The following is a 21951-nucleotide window of genomic DNA, read 5'->3' on the forward strand; positions in this document are numbered from 1 at the left end:
TTGCGCTTCGAACCCCACTGGAACGGATGGTCGTACATGCTCTCGGCCGCCAGCGAGTAGTGGCCGTAGCGCTCGACCTCGTCGCGCAGCGAGCGGATCATCTGGCTGTGGCAGAGGTAGCAACCCTCGCGCACGTAGATGTTGCGGCCGGCGAGCTCAAGCGGCGTGTAAGGCCGCATGCCGTCGACCTTCTCGATCGTGCTCTGCAGATAGAACAGAGGCACGATCTGGACGATGCCGCCGATCGCGACGACGATCAGGATCGCAATCGCCAGCAGGATCGGATTCTTCTCCAAGATTTGGTGCTTGGCGAAGAGGCCCGCGGTTTTGGGATTGTGGGTCCCGCTGCTCATCGTTCAGCTCCTCATTCGGCGGGCTGGAGGGAAGGTTGAGCGTCGGCCTGAGCGGCCTCGCCCGAGCGGATCGTCATCCAGACGTTGTAGATCATCAGCAGGTAGCCGGCGATGAACAGCACGCCGCCGAGCGCGCGGATGATGTAGAACGGATGCATCGCCGCCACGGTCTCGATGAACGAGTACTCGAGGTAGCCCTGCGGCGTGTACGAGCGCCACATCAGGCCTTGCAGGATGCCGGACACCCACATCGAGGTGATGTAGAGCACGATGCCGAGCGTTGAGATCCAGAAGTGCCAATTGACCAGGCGCAGCGAGTACAAGTCGCGCTTGCGCCACAACCACGGAACCATGCAGTACAGCGCGCCGAACGACACGTAGGCGACCCAGCCGAGCGCGCCGGAGTGGACGTGGCCGACCGTCCAATCGGTGTAGTGCGACAGCGAGTTGACCGTCTTGATCGACATCGCCGGGCCTTCGAAGGTCGACATGCCGTAGAAGGCGACCGACACGACCAGCATGCGCAGGACGGGATCGGTGCGCAGCTTGTCCCACGCGCCGGACAGCGTCAGCAGGCCGTTGATCATGCCGCCCCACGAGGGCATCCACAGCATGATCGAGAAGGTCATGCCGAGCGTCTGCGCCCAATCCGGAAGAGCCGTATAGTGCAGATGGTGCGGACCGGCCCAGATATAGAGGAAGATCAGCGCCCAGAAGTGGATGATCGACAGCCGATAGGAATAAATCGGCCGTTCGGCCCGCTTCGGCACGAAGTAGTACATGATGCCGAGGAAGCCGGCGGTGAGGAAGAAGCCAACCGCGTTATGGCCGTACCACCACTGGAACATCGCGTCCTGAACGCCGCCCCACAGGATGACCGACTTCGACGAGAACGGCGAGATCGGGATCGCCGCGTTGTTGCCGAGGTGCAGCATCGCGATCGTCAGGATGAAGGCGAGATAGAACCAGTTGGCGACATAGATGTGCGGCTCCTTGCGGCGCCACAGCGTGCCGAGGAAGACCAGAAGATAGGTGACCCAGACGATGGTCAGCCACAGGTCGACGTACCATTCCGGCTCGGCGTACTCCTTGCCGTCGGTGACGCCGAGCAGGTAGCCCGTCCCGGCGAGCACGATGAACATGTTGTAGCCGAGCGCGACGAACCACGGCGCGAGGTCGCCGGCGAGGCGGGCGCGGCTGGTGCGCTGCACGACGTAGAACGAGGTGGCGAGCAGCACGTTGCCGCCGAAGGCGAAGATCACCGCCGAAGTGTGCAGCGGCCGCAGGCGGCCGAAGTTGAACCAGGGCGCGATGTTCAGCCAGGGATAGGCGAGCTCAAAGGCGATGTAGATGCCCACCGCCATGCCCGCCACGCCCCAGAACAGCGCCGCGAGGGTGCAGAATTTGACCGGTCCGAAATTGTAGTTGGGCTTGCCGTCGATCTCGAGCGGCGTCTCCGCCGGCCGCGCCGAATAGCGCTGGAAGATGGCGAAGATGCCCGCCGCGGCGGCGACGACGCCAAGCGCCATATGGAACGCGTAAGCCGGTTCGATGGTCTTGGCGGCGGCATAAAGGCATGCCAGGGCCAGGACGGCCAACACAGCCGTCAGCCCGACTTCGCCGCCGCGCATCGACTTTCTCGTCGTGACCGCCTGCATGTGAAAACCCCCTGCACCTATTGGCGAATCCCCACCCGACACTGGGCGAAGGCCTTTCGCCCGTCTTGATTCAGGTCAAGCTCGCGGCCGGATTCCAGCGCCGCCGCTGGTCATGCGCTTTAGCTTCGGCGCATGCGTGCGTCTACCCCGACACACGGCGCACGAGCGTTGCGGCAGGCGCCTCACCCGCTCGCCCACATATGCAGAATTGCAGGGAAATCTGTGCGCGACGCCGATGTGACCGTCCGGCGCGCAAGGTCGCGCCTGTGACGGTGTGTCGCAGGGTTAAATGGCCGCGACGACTTTTGATCGACGGATTCCGGCGCGCGGGCCTGCGACGAATTGACGGCTTGACCCATGTCAACGGTCATCGGCGGCGCGCGCCTAACGTGTCGCGCAGCGAATGAGAAGAGCGCGCGGTCTTCGTCGTCGCGCGCGGCGCGGGGACCCCCAAGGAGCAGCCTGGCCATGGCGGCCATGGATACGACGATTGCCAAAGACTGTGCGATTCTCGGCTACCGCGACGTGCTGGTGTCGCAGGACGAGAGCGACGCGTCCGTGCACGCGCTGGTCTACGCCGACATGCTCTGCTCGGCCTTCGGCGGCCATCTGACCGGACTGATGTTCGGCCTGGTGCCGTTTTATCCGATGTCGGCGGCGAACGCCCGCGTGCCCGAAGCGTGGATCCACGCCCAGCGCCAGGCGAGCGAGGAAGCCGAGCAATCGGAGCGGCGAATCAAGGCGATCTACGGCAAGCTGGCGTCGCGCAACGAACTGAGGCGCGTCGACGCCTTCGAACAGGAGGCCGGGCAGATTTGCGCGCGCCACGCGCGCTGCGCCGACTTGACCGTGCTCGGCTGGTCGCGCGACGGCGGCACCGATCTCGAGCGGGCCGTCTTCGTCAGCTGCCTGTTCGAGTCCGGCCGGCCGTTGCTGGTCGTGCCTGCCGCCTACGCCTTCCGCGGCCTGCCGCAACGCGCCCTCGTCGCCTGGGACGGCAGCCGCGAATCGAGCCGCGCGCTGCACGAGGCGCTGCCGATCCTGCGCCAGACGCGGCTGACGCGTTTCGTCGCCGTCGACCCCGACGATTCGGCCGACAGCGGGTCGCTCGACCCGACCGCGGAAATCGCCCGTCACCTGAGCCGACACGAGATCGCCGTCGAGACGCGCCGCGCGCACAGCCGCGGCCGCGACGTCGCCACCGCGCTGGCCGAGGAAGCCGACCACTTCGGCGCTTCGCTGCTGGTGCTCGGCGGCTACGGCCACCTGCGCGCGACGGAGTGGATCCTCGGCGACACCACGCGCGGCGCCCTGGCGCTCGCGCGCACGCCGATGCTGTTCGCCAATTAAGGCGCGCACGAGGAGCGGCGTTCGGACTGCGCCCCTCATCGTGAGGAGCGCCGCTTCAGCGGCGCGTCTCGAACGACGAGGGGGGGGCAGGCTGACCCTGGTTTGAGTTGGCGAAGGCGGACCGGTGAGCGGAGCTAGCTGAAGCGTCCTTCGAGGCCCTCGCTAACGCGAGGGCGCCTCAGGATGAGGGCGGCGCGTCAAAGGTCGGCGGCGCGCCGTCAGCAGACGGATCGAGCGGCGCGGATCGGCGCGTCTCTGTCGGCGGACGCAAGCCGCTCCAGCAGATCGGGCCTGAGGATATCGACCCGGCGGGTCGTCGGCAGCGCCACGAGGCCCTGCGCCTTGAGATGGGTGAAAGTCCGGCTCACCGTCTCGATCGTCAGGCCGAGATAGTCGGCGATGTCCTGACGCTGCATGGCGAGTTCGACCGCAGCGGCGCGCCGTCCCCGCGCGCGGCCGCTCAGCATCCACAGGAACCACGCGAGTCGCTCCTCCGCCGAGCTGCGCCCGACCATGGTCATGTGGTCGACGGCGCGGGCGAGCGCGCGGGTGACGTTGTCGAATACGGCATTGTTGAACTGGGGGTCGCGGACCATCCGCGCGCGACAGACCTGGCGCGACAGCGCGGCAACCGTGCCGGCGTTGACCGCCTCGATCGTCAGGCCGTGGGTGTCGTCCGGCTCGAGGCCGCACATGTCGCCGGGCATGTAGAAGGCGAAGATCTGCCGGCGGCCGTCGCGGGTCACTTTCACCGCACGGAACACGCCGCGCACGACAAGGAAGTAATTGTCGGTCGGGTCGCCTTCGCCCACGACCTCCTGTCCGGGCGCGTAGCTGACGATCACCGCTTCGCTGTACGGGAAAAACGAGGTCGTCACATCAGTCAGATTGAGCACTTCCCCTGCCTGACGCAGGGCCTGAACTCTGGGACGGACTGCGACGTTCATTTTTTTTCTCCGCCTGTCTTGTATTTGCGGCCAGACGTTTGACCGAAATCAAGGCGCGGCGCCATTCTCCAGATGCCCTAACGGCGATCTATGCCGATCGGCATATTCCGTCCCAGGCCCTTGTCAATGTCCGGGCCGCCGCGCAGATATGGTCTTTCACGCGGACCGCCCGCCAGACGACCCCGCCGATGAACAAGCCTCAGCTGCCCTTCCATTGCCTCGGCATGGAGCGCACCACGCGCTTCCTGTGCGACGCCCAGATGCTCAACCTGATGGCCGACGGCCTTCCGGGGATTGTTGCGTATTACGACGTCGATCTGGTTTGCCGGTTCGTCAACGCCACCGTGGAGGCGTGGACCGGCGCCTCGCCTTCCGTCTTCCTCAACCGACCGCTCAGCGAGGCGGATCGCGATTTCGGCGCGGCCGCCAAGCCCGGAATCGAGCGCGCGCTCGCCGGCGACCACGCCGAATTCGAGGCCAAGGTCGATTTCGCCGGCGGCATGGTCAACGTCGTGCGCGGCTTCGCCTATCCCGACCAGGACCAGAACGGTCGCGTGCTCGGCTGCTTCGTGCTGCTGCTCGACATCACCCGCGAGCGCGCGTTCGAGGCGCAAATGCAGGCCGCACGCGACGAGGCGTTGGAGGCGATCCGCTCCAAGTCGCGCTTCCTCGCCGCGGCGAGCCACGACCTGCGCCAGCCGCTGCACGCGATGACCCTGTTCGTCAGCGCCTTGTCGCGCCGACTGAGCGGCGGCGAAAGCGGCGAGCTGGTCGGCAACCTCGACAACTCGCTGCGCTCGCTCAGGGCGATGATCGACACCCTGCTCGACATTTCCAAACTCGACGCCGGCCTGGTCAAGCCGTCGCTCGCGCCGCTGGCGCTGAGCGACTTGTTCGCCGCGCTCGAGCCGGGCTTCAGCGCGGTGGCGCGCGACCGCGGCCTCGCCTACCGCGTCGTTCCGACCGCCGCCATGGTCGTCGGCGACCGCACGCTGGTGGAGCTGGCGATGCGCAACCTCATCGCCAACGCGTTCAAGTTCACCCGCGGCGGCGGCGTGCTGGTCGGCTGCCGTCGCCGACGCGGCCGGATCGGCGTCGCGGTCGCCGACACCGGCGTCGGCGTCGCCTCCGACCGGCAAGCGCGCGTGTTTGAGGAGTTCCACCGCGACAAGACGACGCCCAACGGCCCCAACGAGGGCATCGGCCTCGGCCTGTCGATCGTCCAGCGCCTGGCGGCGCTGATGGGCGGCGCGGTCGAGCTGCGGTCACGGCCGGGCAAAGGCAGCGTCTTCACGCTGTGGCTGCGCGAGGCGGCCCAGGCGCCGCGCCCGGTGCGGCGCGCCGATGCGCCCGAGGGCTCGCTCGCCGGTCGCCGCATCCTCATTCTCGACGACGACGCCTTGAGCGCGGCGGCGATGAGGCAGGAATTCGCCGACTTCGGCGCGCTCGCCGCCGCCGCCGCGTCGATTCCCGCCGCGCGCGCCGCCATCGACGCCGGCAAGCCGGACGCGCTGATCGTCGATTACGACCTCAACGACTCGGCGACCGGACTGCAATTCGTCGAGACGCTGCGCGAACGCGGCGTCGCGCCGCCGGTGGTGATGATCAGCGGCTCGACCGACCCGGTCGCGGTCGCGGCGCTGCGCGGCTCCGGACTGCCCTGGCTGACCAAGCCGGTCGATCCGCGCGCGCTGCGCTCGACGCTGATCGACGCGCTCGGGCGCTGACGCGCGCTCGCGCAAAAAGCGTCGGCGGAGCAAAATTTTGCGGCCGCACTTTCAAATTATTCAAATGAAGAACCAGTTTCAAATTATTCAAATCAATACGATTTTTGTTGCTGCGAGTCGGCGCCGCCCATAATCAGGGCGACAGGACAGCGGGCCTTGACCCCGCCAGCCCGGAGACGCCAATGACCGCCCGACGCGCCTTTGCGCCAGCGATTTTGTTCGCCGTTTTTCTTTCCCTCCCCGCGCCATCGCAAGCCCAATCGAACCCGCCCTCGGCCTTTGCGCGCTCGGACGACGAACGCGCGCTGAGCGATCTGCAATTGCTCGGCAAGCGACTTTTCGAAGACGTGAATCTCTCCGAGCCGATGGGCCAGGCCTGCTCGTCGTGCCACGACCCCAAGCGCGCGTTCCAAGGCGATAACGGCTCGCCGATTCCCGCCGTCGCGCTCGGCAGCCGCCCCGGCCAGTTCGGCAATCGCAAGACGCCGACGATCATGTACATGGCCTACAGCCCGGCGTTCGGCTTCGCCAAGGACGAGGACGAAGGCGAGGACAAGCTCGAGGCGCGCGGCGGCCAGTTCTGGGACGGCCGCGCCGCCGACCTCGTCGAGCAACCGGCGGGCCCACTGATGAACCCGGCCGAGATGAACAACCCGTCCGCCGACGCGGTCGTCGAGAAAGTGAAGACCGCCGCCTACGCGCCGATGATGATTGCGGTTTACGGGCCGGACGTGTTCGCCGACCCGAAGGCCGCGTTTCAGCGGGTGTCGCAATCGCTGTTCGCCTACGAGGCGACCGAGCGCTTCGCGCCCTTCGCCTCCAAGTTCGACGATTACCTGCGCGGCAAGGCGCGGCTCACGCCGAGCGAGGCGCGCGGGCTGGCGCTGTTCGTCGATCCCAAGCGCGGCAATTGCCTCGCCTGCCACGCCGGCAAGACCGACTCGAAGGACCCGACCGACTGGCTGCTCACCGACTTCACCTATGACGCGCTCGGCGCGCCGCGCAACGCGGCGATTCCCGCCAACGCCGATCCGCTCACGTTCGATCTCGGCCTGTGCAAGCGGCCGGGCCTCGAGGCGATCCTGCCGAAGGAGGTTCCGCTCGCCTCGCTATGCGGCGCCTTCAAGGTCCCGACCCTGCGCAATATCGCGGTGCGGGCCCCCTATTTCCACAACGGCGCCATCGCCACGCTGCGCGACGCGGTCGCCTTCTACGCCACCCGCGACACCGACCCGAAGCGCTGGTACCCGGCGCTGAAGACCGGCGAAGCGGACAAGTTCAACGACCTGCCGAGCGCCTACAAGGCCAACGTCAACGTCGAGGAGGTCCCCTACGACCGCAAGCCCGGCCAGAAGCCGCGGCTCGACGACCGCGACGTCGACGCGCTCGTCGCCTTCCTCAATACGTTGACGGACAAGGGGATGCGCTGAAGAGCTGACGTCGATCGCGCAAAGCCGGCGCGGCCTTCTCCGCTGCGAGCGGCGCAAGGCGATCGCAGGCGGAGAGGGCCTCACCCTCGACCACGTTATCGCGCCGCGCCGGATGAATAAGACTTGGCCTCGAGCTGTTAGCTTGTGAGTTGGGCGAAGACGAATCTTCGCCGCAGCGCTCCGGCCGCGCCGGGGGCCAAATCGACGGGGTGATTCGATGACTCGGCCGCGGTGGAGACGCCCATGACCGCGCGAGGGGCGTTCGCGCCGGCAATCCTGTTTGGCGTCCTTCTTTCGCTCCCCGCGCTACCCCAGGATCGGGCGGCGCCTCCCGCGGCCTTCCACCGCTCCGACTACGAGCGCCCGCTGAGCGATCTCGAACTGCTCGGCAAACGTATTTTCGAGGATAGAAATCTTTCCGAGCCGAAGGGCGTCGCTTGCGAGTCTTGCCACGACCGCAAACGCGCCTACCAGGGCGACAATCGCTCGCCGATCCTGGGCGTCGCGATCGGCAGCCGCCCCGGCGCGTTCGGCAATCGCAAGCCGCCGACGATCATGTACTCGGCCTACAGTCCGCCGTTCGGCTTCTACAAGGACGCTGACGAACTGGGGGGCAGACTCAGGGCGCGCGGCGGCCAGTTCTGGGACGGCCGCGCCGTCGACCTCGTCGCGCAGCCGTCAGTCCCACTCACGAATCCGCTCGAGATGAACAATCCCTCCGCCGACGCGGTCGTCGAGAAGGTCAAGGCTGCAAGCTATGCGCCAATGATGACAGCGGTTTTCGGGCCGAAGGCGTTCGCCGACCCGAAGGCGGCTTTCCAGCGCATTGCGCAGGCGCTGTCCGCCTACGAGACCTCGGGGCTCCTGACGCCCTTCTCCTCCCGATTCGACGACACCCTGCGCGGCGCGGAGCGACTCACGCCGCTGGAGGCGCGCGGACTGGCGCTGTTCCTCGATCCCGAGCGCGGCAATTGCCTCGCCTGTCACGCCGTCAAGCCGGAGTCGAAGGATCCAGCCGACTGGCTGTTCACCGATTTCGGTTACGTCGCGCTGGGCGTCCCGCGCAACCCGGCGATTCCCGCCAACGCCGACCCGCAGAGCTTCGATCTCGGCCTGTGCAGGCGGCCTGGGCTCGACACGATCCTGCCCAAGGACGTGCCGCTGGCCTCGCTCTGCGGCGCGTTCAAGACGCCGACCCTGCGCAACGTCGCGGCGCGCGCGCCCTATTTCCACAATGGCGCCATCGCCACGCTACGCGACGCGGTCGCCTTCCACGCCACCCGCGACAGCGACCCGAAGCGCTGGCGCCCGACGCTGAAAAGCGGCGAAGCCGACGCGTTCAACGACCTGCCGAGCGCCTACAAGGCCAACGTCAACGTCGAGGCGGTCCCCTTCGACCGCAAGCCGGGTCAGCCGCCGCGGCTCGACGACGACGACATCGACGCGCTCGTCGCCTTCCTCAACACATTGACGGACAAAGGGATGTTCTGAAGGCCGGCGCGCCGGCTTCAGATGTCGAGCGCGCTCGCCTTCAGCACCGCCTCGGTGCGGTTGCGCACTTCGAGCACGCGGAAGATCGCGGCGAGATGGATCTTCACCGTGCCCTCGGAAATGTCGAGCGCGCGCGCGATCTCCTTGTTCGCCTGGCCTTTGCCGAGCAGACGGAGCACGTCGTACTGGCGCGGCGTCAGCATCGCCATGACGTTCGGGTCGACCGTCGACGACGGCTCGTCCGGGTCGACCGGTTCGGTCAGCAGCAGCGTCGGGGCGTAGATGCCGCCGCCCAACACCTGTTGGATCGCGGCGACCATCGCCTCCGGGTCGAGCGACTTGGGGATGTAGCCGATGGCGCCGGCGGCGAGCGCGTCGAGCACGTCCTGGCGCTGCTCCGAGCCGGACATGACCACGCAACGGAGCTGTGGATAGCCGTGGCGCAATTCGCGGATCGAGGCGGCGCCCTTCATCCCCGGCATCGCCAGATCGACGACGGCGAGGTCGACCGCGGAATCAGCCTCGAGCAGCGACTTCAACTCAGGCAGACTGCCGGCCTCGCGGACTTCGGCGGGGCCGCAGGCGTCCGTCAGCAGCAACCGCAAACCGGCGCGAAACAACGCATGGTCATCGGCGATGACGAACTGTCGGGACATGCCTTTCCATGGCAATTCGCGATCCGCTTTGCAAGCGCGCGGTCAGTCCCGGAGGTTGGGTCCCGCCGCGCGCCACGGAACGACGAACGCTTCGCCGTCGCGCTCGCCTCTCAGCGCCGTCACCCCATAGGTCTCGGCCAGCACCGCGTCGGTCAGCGCCGACGGCGGCCCGTCGGCGACCACCCGCCCCTCGGCGAGCACGATCAGCCGGTCGCAGAACCGCGTCGCCAGGGTGAGGTCGTGCAGCACGGCGACCACCCCCGCCCCCTTGCGCGCGGCGGCGCGCAGCAGCGCCATCGCCCTGAGTTGGTGCAATGGATCGAGCGCCGCGACCGGCTCGTCGGCGAGCAGCATCTCGGCTTCGACCGCCAGCGCGCGCGCAAGCAGCGCCCGCGCGCGCTCGCCGCCCGACAGCGAGCCGATCGGGCGATCGCGCAGTTCGACGACCTCGGCCGCCGCCAGCGCGGCTTCGACCGCGGCGCGGTCGGCGGCGGAAGGCGGCGAGAACGGTCGCCGATGCGGCAAGCGGCCGAGCGCGACGACATGGTCGACGCTCAGCGGCCAATGCGACAGGCCGCTCTGGGCGAGATAGGCGACGCGGCGCGCCAGCGCCGCCCGACCAAGCTCGCCCGCGCTCCGCCCGTCGTAGCGCGCTTCGCCGGAGTCCGTCCGTTGCAGGCCGGCGAGAACCCGCAGCAGCGTGGTCTTGCCCGCCCCGTTGGGGCCGATCAGGCCGACGAGTTCGCCCGAGACGAGGTCGCAGTCGAGCCCGGCGAGCGCGGCGCGCTCGCCAAAGCGGACGACGAGGCCGCGCGCTGCGATGCGCATCAGGCCTCCCTCCGCATGCGGTCGATCAGGCCGTAGAGCAGCGGCGCGCCGATCAGCGCCGTCGCCACGCCGAGCTTCAGCTCGGGATGGACGGGAATCAGCCGCACGGCGACGTCGGCCGCGAGCAGGACGATCGCGCCGCCGAGGCCGCTGACCAGCAGCAGCCGGCCGGGGCGATTGCCGACCAGCGGCCGCAGCAGATGCGGCGCGACCAGACCGACGAAGCCGATCGCGCCGGTGACGGCGACCGCGGCGCCGACCGCCAGCGCCGCGCCGGCGACGAGTTGGGCGCGCAGCCGGCCGAGGTCGAAGCCGAGGCTCGCCGCCGTATCCTCGCCGAGCGTCAGCGCGTCGAGCGCCGGCGCGCTCATCAGCAGCAGCGCCCAGCCGGCGACGGTCAGCGGCAGCGCCAGCCACAATTGCGGCAGGCTGCGGTCGGCGAGCGAGCCCATCAGCCAGAACATGATTTCGTAGGCGGCGTAGGGGTTGGGCGACAGGTTGAGCGCCAGCGCGGTCAGCGCGCCGGCGAAGCTGTTGACCGTCACGCCGGCGAGGATCAGCGTCATCGTTCCGGCGCCGCGGCCGACCAGCGCATAAAGCAGCAGCGCCGCGACAACCGCGCCGGCGACGCCGCCGAGCGGCATGGCGAGGGCGAAGGCGCCGGCGAGGCCGAAATAGAAGACGATCACCGCGCCAAGGGCCGCGCCGCCGGAGACGCCAATGACGCCGGGGTCGGCGAGCGGATTGCGCAACAGCCCCTGCAGCGCCGCACCGGCGAGGCCGAGGCTGAAGCCGACCATCGCGCCCAGCGCCGCGCGTGGCAGGCGGATCTGCTCGAGCACCACCGCCGCCGCGGTCGACCGGCCGGCGAAGACGTCGGCCAAGGCGGCGGGAACGTCGAGCCGCGCGTAGCCGATCATCAGCGAGGCCAACGCTGCGGCAAGCATCAACGCCGCGAGCGCGGCGACCAGCGGTCCGTAGCCGACTTCCGCGCTTGCCGCGCGCGCGCTCATTGCGTCGCCTCCCGGGCGCGCGCCGCCTTGGCGGCGGCGGCGAGCCGCTCCACGGCTTCGACGATCTCCGGGCCGCCGCAGGTCCACAAGCGGGACGGCAGCGACACGATCGTCATCCGCCGCGCCAGCGCGGCGATCGCCGGATGATCGAGCGCCGCGTCGGCGAGCGACGGCGCGCTCCAGCCGCGCAGCCAAATTGTCGAGACCGGCGCGGGTGAGAATCTCGTCAACCAGCGAGCCGGGCCCGACGGTGAAGCCGTTTGGCCGCAGCACCACCGCTTTCAGCCGCGGGCGGCTCGGGTCGAGCGCGACCCGCGCCAGCCGCGCGTCGATATCGGCGATCAGCGCCTCACCGCGCTGCGGTTCGCCGAGCGCGGCGGCGAGATCGCCGATCTGCCGGCGCACGCCGTCGAGCGTCTGCGGCGCGCCGACTTCGACGACTGGGGCGCCGACCTCTTTCAGCAGCGCGATCGAGGCCGGATCGGCGAACGGGCCGACCAGGACGAGATCAGGGTGGTAGGCGAGCGCCTCCTCGGCATGGCCGTCGTTGGCCGGCAAGGCCGCGGCCATGGCCGCCATGTTGGCGCTGCGTGAGTCCTGTGACAGCCAGGTCACCGACTTGACGACGCCGGGATCTGCAAGCCGCAGCGCCAGCTCGTCGGCGCACAGGTTGAGCGAGACGACGCGCTGCGGCTTGGCGAAGGCGGGCGAGGCGAGAAGAGCGACACAAAGCCAGACGACTGCGCACGCCCGCATTTGCTCGCCCTCACCAGCTATAGGAAATCCCCGCATAATAGGAGCGTCCCGCGACGCCGTAGTTGTACACTTCCTCGTAGCGCGCGTCGGTCAGGTTTTCGATCCGGCCGAACATCGTGAGATTGTCGTTGACCTTGTAATTGGCGAGAAAGTCGAGCTTGGCGTAGGGCGCGAGACTCACGTTCTGCGACGAAAAGTTCGTCGTGTTGAAGAATTCATCGAGACGCTGACCGACGAGCGACAGTCGCGGCTCGAGTTCGAGATTGGGGACGCCGTCGTAGATCAGCGACAGCGAGCCCTTGTTGCGCGGGACGCGGTAGAGTTGGAGTCCCGCGTCGAGATCGCCGCCGCCGACGGCGCCGAGATCGCGCGCGTCGGTATAGGTGTAGGTCGCCTTGGCGCGCAGAACGCCAGGCGACAGCGTCGCCTCCGCAGAGAGTTCGACGCCCTGCATCTCCGCGCGGCCGACGTTGTAGTAGCAGCCGAGAAATCCCGCGATCTGCGTCGGCGAGCAGGAGGAAACATTGCCGTAATCGATCAGGTCGCGAAACCTGGTGGTGAAGGCCGTCGCCGAGACCGTCAACTGGTCGCCGAGCAGCTTCTGGTCGACGCCGGCGTCGAAGCCGAGGCTCTGCTCGGGCGCGAGGTCCGAAGTCCCGTACACGCTGAAGCGCTGATAGAGCGTCGCCACCTTGGCGCCGGTCCCCGCGCTGGCCCTCAGCTTCGTGCCGGTCTCGTCGATATGGTAGGCGGCGGTGGCGCGCCAGGTCTCGAACGTCCGCCCGCCCTCGATCGCGTCGACCCGCCCGCCGAGCGTCAAGTCGAGGCGCTGGAACAGATCGATCCGATGCTCGGCGTAGATCGAATTGGTGACCTGCCGCGCGGCAATGGGCGTGAACGAGCCGTCGCCGGGATCGGGGCTTTGCGTCTCGTTCGCCGTTTCGGTTTCCGTCCGCGCGCCGAAGACCAAGGCGCCAAACGGGCCGACATTCAGATCGCCCTGATATTCCGCGCCTTCGCGGGTTCCGAGATAGGAATTGCGGCAGTTGAACAACGCGGGGAACGGGTAAGCGAAGTTCCCGTCGTAGCAGGCCTCCGTCTCCCAGACGTCATTTCTCGTGACGTTGCCGTAGGCGGTGATCTGGCTCTTCAGCATGCCGCCAAACGAGTCGATGTTGGCGCGCACGAACGCGTCGCCCAGCAGCACGCGCGAATGGTTGTAGGAACTGAAGACGTCGGCGGGGAGCAGCGCGCCGGGGTTGTCGAACCGCAGCGCGTTGCCGAAAGCGGAGAAGCCGAAGTCGATCGTCACATTGTCGGACGCGCGATAGGAGAAGCGTCCGCTCAATCCGCCCTTGTCGGTCGGATCGTCCACAGGCAGGCTTGGCAGCGGCGTCACGCCGTCGCCGATGACGATCGGCCGGTCGATGCGATAGCCGTAGCGGGGGAAGCCGTCGCTGTGCAGCGCGCTGACGCCGAGCGAATAGGTCCAGCGGTCGTCGCCGCCCGACATCGTCGCCCTGGTCGACAGCGTGCCGTAGCTGCCCGCCTCCAACGTCACCGTGCGGCGCGGCGTCTTGCCGCCCTTGCGGGTGATGATGTTGATGACGCCGCCCATCGCGTCCGAGCCGTAGAGCGCCGACTGCGGCCCGCGCAGGATCTCGATGCGCTCGATGTCGACCGCCGAAAGGTTGCCGAAATCGAGCGAGCCGTCGGTCGCGGTCGGATTGCCGACGCGCACGCCGTCGATCAGCACCAGGGTTTGGCCGGGGTTGGCGGCGCGCAGACGGACCTGCGTCACGCCGCCGACGCCGCCGGCTTCGTCGACGTCGAGGCCGGCGACGCCGCGCAACACGTCGGCGACGCCCTTGGTCCCGAGCTTCTCGACTTCGACGGCGCGGATGACGGTCACCGAGGCGCCGGTCTGGCCGATCGGCTCTTCGACGCGATCGGCGGTGACGATAATTTCAGGCAATGGATCGGCGTAAGCGGGGGCGAGCGTCATCGCGCCGGCAGAGGCGGCGAGGACGCAGGCGGCCCGCGCGGCGGACCGCGGAGCGGCTTTGAACATGGTTCCTCCGGCCGTCCCACCGACGGCGGTTTGGGTTGCACGGTCAAAGGCCGGTCTCCTGGCTCGCGGCTCCTCGCCCCTCTCCTCCTTCCCAGGACCCTTTGGGTCCCAGTGGATGACATGGAGAGCGGCTCGCCACTTACAGTTGCGGGGGCAGCCGCGGCATTGGCCCGCCTCACAAGGCGAACCGCACCGCGTTCCCGTTTGGCCCGGCTCGCGCCGGACCGCCGATGACGATGAAATCTGTAAGGGCTCTCGAGGAGGCGCGCAAGGCTGCGCGGCGCCGCGCCCTACGAACCGCCCGATTGCCCCCGGCCGCCGGACCTGCTTGATGCTCCGGATGCGTCTCGATCCCCCGCCTGCGGCGACAAAAATCGTCTTTCCCGCCGCGACGATCATCCCGCTGACCGCGGCGCTGTTCGCCGTTCTGCCGTTCTCGACCGACGTCTATCTGACGGCGATGGTCGATCTCGGCCGCGAATTCGGCGTCGCCGTCGCCGGCGTGCAACGCACCCTGATTTCCTTCACCCTCGGCTTCGGCCTCGCCCATCTCGGCGTCGGCCGCATCGCCGACCGCTTCGGCCGGCGACCGACGGCGCTTGCCGGTCTCGGGCTCTATGTCGCCGCCTCGGCGCTCGCGGTCGCGGCGCCGACGCTCGACGCGCTGGTCGCGGCGCGGTTCCTCCAGGGGCTCGCCGCGGCGAGCGGACCCATTCTTTGTCGCACAATCATCCGCGACGCCGCGCCGCCCGACCAGGCCGGGCGCTGGCTCGCCAAGAACGGCGCCTATCTTGGCCTTGCGCCGCTGACCGCGCCGTTGATCGGCGCGCTGCTCGCCGCGCTTGGCGGTTGGCGCGCCGCGCTCGCCTTCCTCGCCGTCTATGGCGCGGCGCTGCTGGTCGTGGTGTGGCTGCGCCTGCCGGAAACGCGCCCCGCCGCGCGCGGCGACGCGACGAACCTGTCGATCTTTCGCGCGCTCGCCGAGCTCCTGCGCCATCGCGCCTTCGTCGCCGTCGCCGCGGCGCTCGCCAGCGGCTACGGCATGCTGCTGACCTGGCTCAGCACCTCCGCCTTCCTGCTGATCGGCGAGCTCGGCCTGACCAAGCCGCAGGCCTCGGCGATCTATGCGCTCGGCTCCGGCGCCTATCTCGGCGGCTCGCTCCTCGGCCTGCGCCTGTCGCGCAGCCTGAGCGCGCTGACGATCCTGCGCATCGCCGGCCCGCTGCTGCTGCTCGGCGCAGCGGCGCCGGCTCTGGCGCTCGTCGAGGGCTTTCGCCATTGGGCGGTCATGCTCGTCTGCGTCGCCCCGTTCTATTGCGGCTGGGGCCTCGGCCAGCCGATGGCGATCGCCATCGCCATGCGCCCCTTCGCCCACATGGCCGGGCAGGCCTCGGCCTGGCTCGGCCTCATCCAGCAACTCGGCGGAATTCTCTTCTCGCTGATCGCGGCGGCGCTCGGCGGCGGCGTCGCGACGCCGTTGGTCATGGCCGCCGCCGCGCTCGCCTTCATCGCCAGCGCGGCGGCGATCCCACAGCCGCAAGCGGGGCGCATCGGCTGACCCGCGGCGAACGTCATGAATCGACCGGAGCCTCGCCCGAAAGACCGGTCCCGTCGCGGGCGCGCCACAATTGGCGAATAAGAGACTCGAAGCGCAATTCGACCGCTCGACGCCGCGTCGTTCGTTGGTGGAACGATCGACAGTTCGCAGCGGCGTAAGCTGCGCCAATGAGCGCCGCCGCGCTCGCCTTCGAGCCGCCGACAGCCGAAATCGGCGGGCGCGAGCCGGCAGACGCCAACGACGGGAGGAGGCCATGACGCAGCCAGACTTTGAGTCGGGCAAATTCAGCGCGAGCCGGAACGGCCGCAAAGTCGAGGCCGGCGTGGTCTGGAGCCGCCGCGAGGCGGACGAACATCGCGGCGCCGATGCGGTCGCCGAGGCCGTCGCCAACGCCCTGCACTGGGATCTCGCCTTGCCTCGCTATCGCGTCGTCGCCCATTGCGACGGCGGCTGGGTCACGCTCACCGGCGAAGTCGAGCGCGCCTACCAGCGCAGCGCGGCCGAAGCCGACGCGCTGCGCGTCGAGGGCGTGCGCGGCGTCACCAATGCGATCACCGTCTGCGCCGCGTCGGCGACGAGGGGCGTGGACCACTGAGGCTCGAGCCCGCGCAAGCGCGCGCCGCTCGACAAGCTGCCCCCGACTCTGCCACTAGTCGGCGATGGCCCGGCTGCGCACCTCTTATGTCTGCCAGAATTGCGGCGCGATCAGCCAGCGCTGGCAAGGTAAGTGCGACTCCTGCGGCGAGTGGAACACCATCATCGAAGAGGCGGCGGCGCTTGGCGTCGGCGGCGAAGTCGCGCGCCGCGGCGCGACCGGACGCCCCTTCCCGCTCGAGGACCTTTCGGGCGCCTCGCCGCCGCAGCCGCGCATCGTCACCGGCATCGGCGAACTCGACCGGGTCGCCGGCGGCGGCTTCGTCGCCGGTTCGGCGACCTTGATCGGCGGCGAGCCGGGCATCGGCAAGTCGACGTTGCTGATCCAGGCCTGCGCGGCGCTGGCGCGGCGCGGCGGCCGGGTCGTCTATGTCTCGGGCGAAGAATCGACCGAACAGGTGCGCCTGAGGGCGACGCGCCTCGGCCTCGCCCAGACGCCGGTGCAGCTCGCGGCTCAGACTCTGGTTGAGGATATCGTCGCAACGCTTGGTTCGGGCGACGCGCCGAGGTTCGTCATCATCGATTCCATCCAAACCATGTGGAGCGACGCGATCGAGTCCGCGCCCGGCACGGTGAGCCAGGTGCGCGGGACGGCGCAGGCGCTGATTCGCTTCGCCAAGACCAGCGGCGCGGCGGTGATTCTCGTCGGCCACGTCACCAAGGACGGCCAGATCGCCGGCCCGCGGGTGGTCGAGCACATGGTCGACGCGGTGCTGTCGTTCGAGGGCGAAGGCGCGCACGCGTTCCGGGTGCTGCGCGCGGCGAAGAACCGCTTCGGCCCGACCGACGAGATCGGCGTGTTCGAGATGACCGGCGCCGGGCTCGCCGAGGTCGCCAACCCGAGCGCGCTGTTCCTCGCCGGCCGCGACGGCGCCGCGCCCGGCGCGGCGGTGTTCGCCGGGGTCGAAGGCGCGCGGCCGGTGCTGGTCGAAATCCAGGCGCTGGTCGCGCCCTCGACGCTCGGCACGCCGCGGCGCGCCGTCGTCGGCTGGGATTCGAGCCGGCTGGCGATGGTGCTGGCGGTGCTCGAGGCGCACGCCGGCCTCAAGCTCGGCCAGCACGACGTCTATCTCAACGTCGCCGGCGGCCTGCGCATCGCCGAGCCCGCCGCCGACCTCGCCGCCGCGGCGGCGCTGGTTTCGTCGCTGATCGGCGTCAGCCTGCCGCACGACGCGGTCTATTTCGGCGAAATCGCGCTCTCGGGCGCGGTCAGGGCGGTCGGCCACAGCGCGCTGAGGCTCAAGGAGGCGGCGAAACTCGGCTTTTCCCGCGCCGTCGCGCCGCCGTCCCGTAACGACGCCGAGGGGGCGCGGCTGAAAACCGTCGTCGTCTCGTCGGTCGCCGGCCTGGTGGCGGAAATCGCCGCGGCCGGCGTCGCCGCCAAGACCGCGCGTGCAGGGTGACGAACGTGAGCCGCTTGGTTATAAGGCCGAGCGACGAAGCGGCGGGCGCCCGTCGCGGGACCCCGAATCTTCCCGTGCGGGTGCGAGGCTCGGCCCATGCCTTCCTATCTTGATCTCGGCGTCATCGGCGTCATCCTCGTCTCCGCCCTGCTGTCGCTGATGCGCGGGTTCACGCGCGAGGTGCTCGCCATCGCCTCGTGGGCCGCCGCGGCCGCCGCCGCCTATTATTTCTACCCGACCGTCATGCCCTATGCGACGCCCTACATCCACAAGGAGATCGTCGCCCAGGCGGTGTCGGCGGCGGCGGTGTTCTTCGTCACCCTGATCATCGTCTCGCTGTTCACGGTCAGGCTGTCGGACGCGATCCTCGACAGCAAGATCGGCGCGCTCGACCGCTCGCTCGGCTTCCTGTTCGGCGCGGCGCGCGGCTTCCTGCTGGCGGTCATCGCCTTCTCGATCTTCAACTGGCTGGTCGCCGAGAAGCAGCAGCCCGAGTGGGTGAGGACGGCCAAGACGCGGCCGGCGCTGACCGAAAGCGCCGACAAGATCATCGCCATGCTGCCGGAGGACGCCGCCAACACGATCGAGGGCTGGATCAAGGCGAAGAACGCCGCCGCCGCGCCGGCCGAGGAGCCGGCGGACGAGGCGACCGCTCCGCCTTCCGCCCCCGCGCCGACTTCGGCCGCGCCCGCCGCCCCGACGGCTTCCCCAACGACCAGCGGCGCCGACAAGCAAAAGCTGGATACGCTGATCAACAAGGGGGTGCCCATGCCCTCGCCGGCTGCGCCGGCGGTGGTTCCGACGCCCCGCAAGACCTGAGGTCCGATGCACGAAGAGACCGCCGCGTCCAACCGCCCCGCCCCCGACACGACCCTTCCGTCGCGGGCCGACGCTTCGCCTGCGCAAGAGGCGTTCGATCTCGACGGCGACAGGCTGCGCGAGGAATGCGGCGTCTTCGGCATCTTCGGTCATCCGGCCGCAGCGGCGATCACCGCGCTCGGCCTGCACGCTTTGCAGCACCGCGGCCAGGAGGCGGCCGGCATCGTCGCTTTCGACGGCGCGCGCTTCCACTCCGAGCGGCGTCTCGGCCTGGTCGGCGATCACTTCTCTAGCGCGGCGACGATCGAGCGCCTGCCCGGTTCGGCGGCGGTCGGCCACGTGCGCTATTCGACGACCGGCGCGACCATCTTGCGCAACGTCCAACCGCTGTTCGCCGAGCTGCACGCGGGCGGCCTGGCGGTCGCCCACAACGGCAATCTCACCAACGGCCTGACCCTGCGGCGCGAGCTGATCCGCGACGGCGCGATCTGCCAATCGACTTCCGACACCGAAGTCGTGCTGCTGCTGACGGCGCGGTCGCGGCGGACCCGCATCATCGAACGCTTCATCGACGCGCTCGGCCAGATCGAAGGCGCCTACGCGCTGGTCGCGTTGACCAACAAGAAGCTGATCGGCGCGCGCGATCCGCTCGGCATCCGCCCGCTGGTGCTCGGCGAACTCGACGGCTGCCCGATCCTGTGCTCGGAGACCTGCGCGCTCGACATCATCGGCGCTAAGTTCGTGCGCGACATCGAGAACGGCGAGGTGATCGTCATCGACTCGAGCGGCGTCAGGAGTCTCAAGCCGTTCCCGGCGCAGCCGATGCGGCCCTGCATCTTCGAATACATCTATTTCGCCCGTCCCGACTCGGTCGTCCACGGCCGATCGGTCTACGACGCGCGCAAGGCGATGGGCGCGCAACTGGCGAAAGAGGCGCCGGCCGACGTCGACGTCGTCGTGCCGGTGCCCGATTCCGGCGTGCCCGCGGCGCTCGGTTACGCCGCCGGCTGCGGCGTGCCGTTCGAGCTCGGCATCATCCGCAACCATTACGTCGGCCGCACCTTCATCCAGCCGACCCAGGCGATCCGCGAACTCGGGGTCCGCCTCAAGCACAACGCCAACCGCGCGGTCGTCGCCGGCAAGCGCATCGCGCTGATCGACGATTCGATCGTGCGCGGCACCACCAGCGTCAAGATCGTCCAGATGATGCGCGAAGCGGGCGCGCGCGAAGTCCACATGCGCATCTCCTCGCCGCCGATCACCCATCCCGACTTCTACGGCATCGACACGCCGGAGCGCGACAAGCTGCTCGCCGCGCGCATGGACCTCGAAGGCATGCGCCGCTTCATGGGGGCCGACAGCCTCGCCTTCCTGTCGATCGACGGCACCTACCGCGCGATGGGCTATTCCGGCCGCGACCCGCGCCGACCCCAGTTCACCGACCATTGCTTCACCGGCGACTACCCGACCCGGCTGACGGACCAGGAAGCCGAACCGGAGAAGCGGCAGATGTCGCTGCTCGCCGAAGCGAGCTGAACGCCGCGTCACGAACCTGTCATCCGACTTGGCGATAGATTCCCGGCGGCGCCGCCGCTCTGGGGAACACCGCACATGACCGCTATCGCCGACGCCTCCGGCGCCGCGGCGCAACCTGCGCCGACGCGCGTCAAACTCGATCAGCCGCTCGATATTCGGGCGGTGCTGATTTTTCTCGCCGTCATCGCCGGCGCGCTGTTCTTCATGGCCTATTCGATCTACTCTGACGTCACCGGCGCCGGCGGCGGCCCGACGACGATCGTGCCGTTCCTGCTGCTCGGCTTGGCGATGCTGATCGCCCTCGGCTTCGAATTCGTCAACGGCTTCCACGACACCGCCAACGCCGTGGCGACCGTCATCTACACCCACGCGCTGAGGCCGCAGATCGCGGTGGTCTGGTCGGGCTGCTTCAACCTGCTCGGCGTCTTGACCTCGACCGGCGCGGTGGCCTTCGGCATCGTATCGCTTCTTCCGGTCGAACTCATCCTGCAGGTCGGCTCCAGCGCCGGCTACGCGATGGTGTTCGCGCTGCTGATCTCGGCGATCGTGTGGAACCTCGGCACTTGGTGGCTCGGCCTGCCGGCCTCCAGCTCGCACACCCTGATCGGCTCGATCGTCGGCGTCGGCGTCGCCAATGCGATGCTGCGCGGCCAGGACGGCACCGCCGGAGTCGACTGGAGCCAGGTGACAAATATCGGCAACTCGCTGCTGCTCTCGCCGCTGTTCGGTTTCGTTTTCTCGGCGCTGCTGCTGCTGCTGGGCAAGGCGGTCATTCGCGTGCCGGCGCTTTATACGGCCCCGACCACGAACGCGCCGCCGCCGATTTGGATTCGCGGGCTGCTGATTCTGACCTGCACCCTGGTTTCGTTCTTCCACGGCTCCAACGATGGGCAAAAGGGCATGGGCCTGATCATGCTCATCCTGATCGGCGTCGCGCCGACCGCCTACGCGCTCAACCGCGCGTTGCCGGAAAGCCAGACGGCGGCGTTTGTCTCGGCTTCGGACGCCGCCTCCAAGATCGTCGCCGCTCACGGCGCCGGCTATGCGATTATCGGCGACCCGCGTCCTGCGGTCACCGACTACGTGCACGCCCACAAGATTTCCGAGGGCACCTATCCCTCGCTCGTGGTCCTGATGAAACAGATCTCCGACGAAGTGCAGCAGTACGGCACGCTCGCCAAGGCCCCGTTCGACAAGGTTCAGAACATGCGCAACGACATGTATCTGACCTCGGAAGCGGCGCGCATTCTCGCCAAGGACAAGGAAAGCGAGTTGAAGCCCGAGGAAGTCTCGACGCTCAACGCCTACAAGAAGCAGCTCGACCTCTCGACCAAGTTCATCCCGACCTGGGTCAAGGTCCTGGTCGCGATTGCGCTCGGCCTCGGCACGATGATCGGCTGGAAGCGCATCGTCATCACCGTCGGCGAGAAGATCGGCAAGACCCACTTGACCTACGGCCAGGGCGCGGCGGCCGAGATCATCGCCGCGGCGACGATCGGCGTGGCGGACGGCCTCGGCCTGCCCGTCTCGACGACGCACGTCCTGTCCTCCGGCGTCGCCGGAACGATGCTCGCCAACGGCTCGGGGATGCAATGGTCGACCCTGCGCAACATCGCGCTGGGCTGGGTGCTCACCCTGCCGGCGGCGATCATCATGTCGGGCCTGCTTTACGTCGTCTTCCGTCACTTCTTCTGAGCCGGG

Annotated in this window: 17 protein-coding genes, 1 pseudogene and 1 riboswitch; of the genes and pseudogenes, 10 read left to right on the plus strand and 8 right to left on the minus strand. The window is 68.8% G+C overall.

Features of this window, described 5'->3' with window-relative positions; genetic code table 11:
• The coding region (locus ABSF49_RS05515; protein ID WP_424111630.1) for a cbb3-type cytochrome c oxidase subunit II at positions 1-353 on the minus strand (353 nt) is incomplete at its 3' end.
• 11 nt (positions 354-364) lie between these two features.
• Positions 365-2011, minus strand: a complete 1647-nt coding sequence (gene ccoN / locus ABSF49_RS05520; RefSeq protein ID WP_424111631.1) for a cytochrome-c oxidase, cbb3-type subunit I — start codon at positions 2009-2011, stop codon at positions 365-367.
• A gap of 468 nt (positions 2012-2479) precedes the next feature.
• On the opposite strand from ccoN, the gene ABSF49_RS05525 reads away from it, so the two are divergent.
• Entirely contained in the window at positions 2480-3361 is an 882-nt protein-coding gene (locus ABSF49_RS05525; RefSeq protein WP_424111632.1) for a universal stress protein, read from the plus strand.
• 218 nt (positions 3362-3579) lie between these two features.
• Here ABSF49_RS05525 and ABSF49_RS05530 read toward each other — a convergent pair whose 3' ends face one another.
• On the minus strand, positions 3580-4308 hold the full coding sequence (locus tag ABSF49_RS05530) for a helix-turn-helix domain-containing protein (RefSeq protein ID WP_424111633.1): 729 nt from the start codon (positions 4306-4308) through the stop codon (positions 3580-3582).
• 188 nt (positions 4309-4496) lie between these two features.
• Between ABSF49_RS05530 and ABSF49_RS05535 the strand changes: the two genes are divergently transcribed.
• The 3 genes from ABSF49_RS05535 to ABSF49_RS05545 all read left to right on the plus strand — a co-directional run bounded on the left by ABSF49_RS05535 (position 4497) and on the right by ABSF49_RS05545 (position 8956).
• Entirely contained in the window at positions 4497-6035 is a 1539-nt protein-coding gene (locus tag ABSF49_RS05535) for an ATP-binding response regulator (RefSeq protein ID WP_424111634.1), read from the plus strand.
• 182 nt (positions 6036-6217) lie between these two features.
• The gene (locus ABSF49_RS05540; RefSeq protein ID WP_424111635.1) at positions 6218-7465 is read left to right on the plus strand and encodes a cytochrome-c peroxidase; all 1248 of its coding nucleotides are present in this window, start codon (positions 6218-6220) and stop codon (positions 7463-7465) included.
• 243 nt (positions 7466-7708) lie between these two features.
• Complete coding sequence (locus tag ABSF49_RS05545; protein WP_424111636.1) at positions 7709-8956, plus strand: cytochrome-c peroxidase; 1248 nt, start codon at positions 7709-7711, stop codon at positions 8954-8956.
• A gap of 17 nt (positions 8957-8973) precedes the next feature.
• Here ABSF49_RS05545 and ABSF49_RS05550 read toward each other — a convergent pair whose 3' ends face one another.
• From ABSF49_RS05550 to ABSF49_RS05570, 5 genes and pseudogenes are all read right to left on the minus strand, one after another.
• The gene (locus ABSF49_RS05550) at positions 8974-9612 is read right to left on the minus strand and encodes a response regulator (RefSeq protein WP_424111637.1); all 639 of its coding nucleotides are present in this window, start codon (positions 9610-9612) and stop codon (positions 8974-8976) included.
• Between the two features lie 42 nt (positions 9613-9654).
• Complete coding sequence (locus ABSF49_RS05555; protein WP_424111638.1) at positions 9655-10440, minus strand: ABC transporter ATP-binding protein; 786 nt, start codon at positions 10438-10440, stop codon at positions 9655-9657.
• On the minus strand, positions 10440-11453 hold the full coding sequence (locus tag ABSF49_RS05560) for a FecCD family ABC transporter permease (RefSeq protein ID WP_424111674.1): 1014 nt from the start codon (positions 11451-11453) through the stop codon (positions 10440-10442). The genes ABSF49_RS05555 and ABSF49_RS05560 overlap by 1 nt, the downstream gene beginning before the upstream one ends.
• 240 nt (positions 11454-11693) lie before the next feature.
• A pseudogene (locus ABSF49_RS05565) lies at positions 11694-12245 on the minus strand (ABC transporter substrate-binding protein); the annotation flags it as partial.
• Positions 12220-14280 carry a TonB-dependent receptor plug domain-containing protein gene (locus ABSF49_RS05570; protein WP_424111639.1) on the minus strand — a complete coding sequence of 687 codons (2061 nt, stop codon included), beginning with the start codon at positions 14278-14280 and terminating at the stop codon, positions 12220-12222. The gene ABSF49_RS05570 and the pseudogene ABSF49_RS05565, both read right to left, overlap by 26 nt.
• Positions 14281-14311: 31 nt before the next feature.
• A riboswitch (cobalamin riboswitch) is annotated at positions 14312-14527 on the minus strand.
• A gap of 93 nt (positions 14528-14620) precedes the next feature.
• Here ABSF49_RS05570 and ABSF49_RS05575 point away from each other — a divergent pair.
• The 6 genes from ABSF49_RS05575 to ABSF49_RS05600 all read left to right on the plus strand — a co-directional run bounded on the left by ABSF49_RS05575 (position 14621) and on the right by ABSF49_RS05600 (position 21945).
• Positions 14621-15838 (plus strand): MFS transporter, encoded by a 1218-nt coding sequence (locus ABSF49_RS05575; RefSeq protein WP_424111640.1) that lies wholly within the window; start codon positions 14621-14623, stop codon positions 15836-15838.
• Positions 15839-16091: 253 nt separating this feature from the next.
• Positions 16092-16433 carry a BON domain-containing protein gene (locus tag ABSF49_RS05580; RefSeq protein ID WP_424111641.1) on the plus strand — a complete coding sequence of 114 codons (342 nt, stop codon included), beginning with the start codon at positions 16092-16094 and terminating at the stop codon, positions 16431-16433.
• A 64-nt stretch (positions 16434-16497) separates the two neighbouring features.
• Positions 16498-17895, plus strand: a complete 1398-nt coding sequence (radA, locus tag ABSF49_RS05585) for a DNA repair protein RadA (RefSeq protein ID WP_424111642.1) — start codon at positions 16498-16500, stop codon at positions 17893-17895.
• 96 nt (positions 17896-17991) lie between these two features.
• Positions 17992-18714, plus strand: a complete 723-nt coding sequence (locus ABSF49_RS05590) for a CvpA family protein (protein WP_424111643.1) — start codon at positions 17992-17994, stop codon at positions 18712-18714.
• A 6-nt stretch (positions 18715-18720) separates the two neighbouring features.
• Positions 18721-20250: an amidophosphoribosyltransferase gene (gene purF / locus ABSF49_RS05595; RefSeq protein WP_424111644.1), complete on the plus strand. Its 1530-nt coding sequence runs from the start codon at positions 18721-18723 to the stop codon at positions 20248-20250.
• 75 nt (positions 20251-20325) lie between these two features.
• Positions 20326-21945 carry an inorganic phosphate transporter gene (locus ABSF49_RS05600; RefSeq protein ID WP_424111645.1) on the plus strand — a complete coding sequence of 540 codons (1620 nt, stop codon included), beginning with the start codon at positions 20326-20328 and terminating at the stop codon, positions 21943-21945.
• The last annotated feature ends 6 nt before the right edge of the window (positions 21946-21951 follow it).

The sequence above is a fragment of the Roseiarcus sp. genome (genome assembly GCF_049514155.1).
Classification (GTDB): domain Bacteria; phylum Pseudomonadota; class Alphaproteobacteria; order Rhizobiales; family Beijerinckiaceae; genus Roseiarcus.

Coding starts and splice junctions, on each gene's coding strand:
- ccoN (WP_424111631.1), bottom strand. CDS start 2,011: ATGCAGGCGGTCACGACGAGAAAGTCGATGCGCGGCGGCGAAGTCGGG.
- ABSF49_RS05525 (WP_424111632.1), top strand. CDS start 2,480: ATGGCGGCCATGGATACGACGATTGCCAAAGACTGTGCGATTCTCGGC.
- ABSF49_RS05530 (WP_424111633.1), bottom strand. CDS start 4,308: ATGAACGTCGCAGTCCGTCCCAGAGTTCAGGCCCTGCGTCAGGCAGGG.
- ABSF49_RS05535 (WP_424111634.1), top strand. CDS start 4,497: ATGAACAAGCCTCAGCTGCCCTTCCATTGCCTCGGCATGGAGCGCACC.
- ABSF49_RS05540 (WP_424111635.1), top strand. CDS start 6,218: ATGACCGCCCGACGCGCCTTTGCGCCAGCGATTTTGTTCGCCGTTTTT.
- ABSF49_RS05545 (WP_424111636.1), top strand. CDS start 7,709: ATGACCGCGCGAGGGGCGTTCGCGCCGGCAATCCTGTTTGGCGTCCTT.
- ABSF49_RS05550 (WP_424111637.1), bottom strand. CDS start 9,612: ATGTCCCGACAGTTCGTCATCGCCGATGACCATGCGTTGTTTCGCGCC.
- ABSF49_RS05555 (WP_424111638.1), bottom strand. CDS start 10,440: ATGCGCATCGCAGCGCGCGGCCTCGTCGTCCGCTTTGGCGAGCGCGCC.
- ABSF49_RS05560 (WP_424111674.1), bottom strand. CDS start 11,453: ATGAGCGCGCGCGCGGCAAGCGCGGAAGTCGGCTACGGACCGCTGGTC.
- ABSF49_RS05570 (WP_424111639.1), bottom strand. CDS start 14,280: ATGTTCAAAGCCGCTCCGCGGTCCGCCGCGCGGGCCGCCTGCGTCCTC.
- ABSF49_RS05575 (WP_424111640.1), top strand. CDS start 14,621: ATGCGTCTCGATCCCCCGCCTGCGGCGACAAAAATCGTCTTTCCCGCC.
- ABSF49_RS05580 (WP_424111641.1), top strand. CDS start 16,092: ATGACGCAGCCAGACTTTGAGTCGGGCAAATTCAGCGCGAGCCGGAAC.
- radA (WP_424111642.1), top strand. CDS start 16,498: ATGGCCCGGCTGCGCACCTCTTATGTCTGCCAGAATTGCGGCGCGATC.
- ABSF49_RS05590 (WP_424111643.1), top strand. CDS start 17,992: ATGCCTTCCTATCTTGATCTCGGCGTCATCGGCGTCATCCTCGTCTCC.
- purF (WP_424111644.1), top strand. CDS start 18,721: ATGCACGAAGAGACCGCCGCGTCCAACCGCCCCGCCCCCGACACGACC.
- ABSF49_RS05600 (WP_424111645.1), top strand. CDS start 20,326: ATGACCGCTATCGCCGACGCCTCCGGCGCCGCGGCGCAACCTGCGCCG.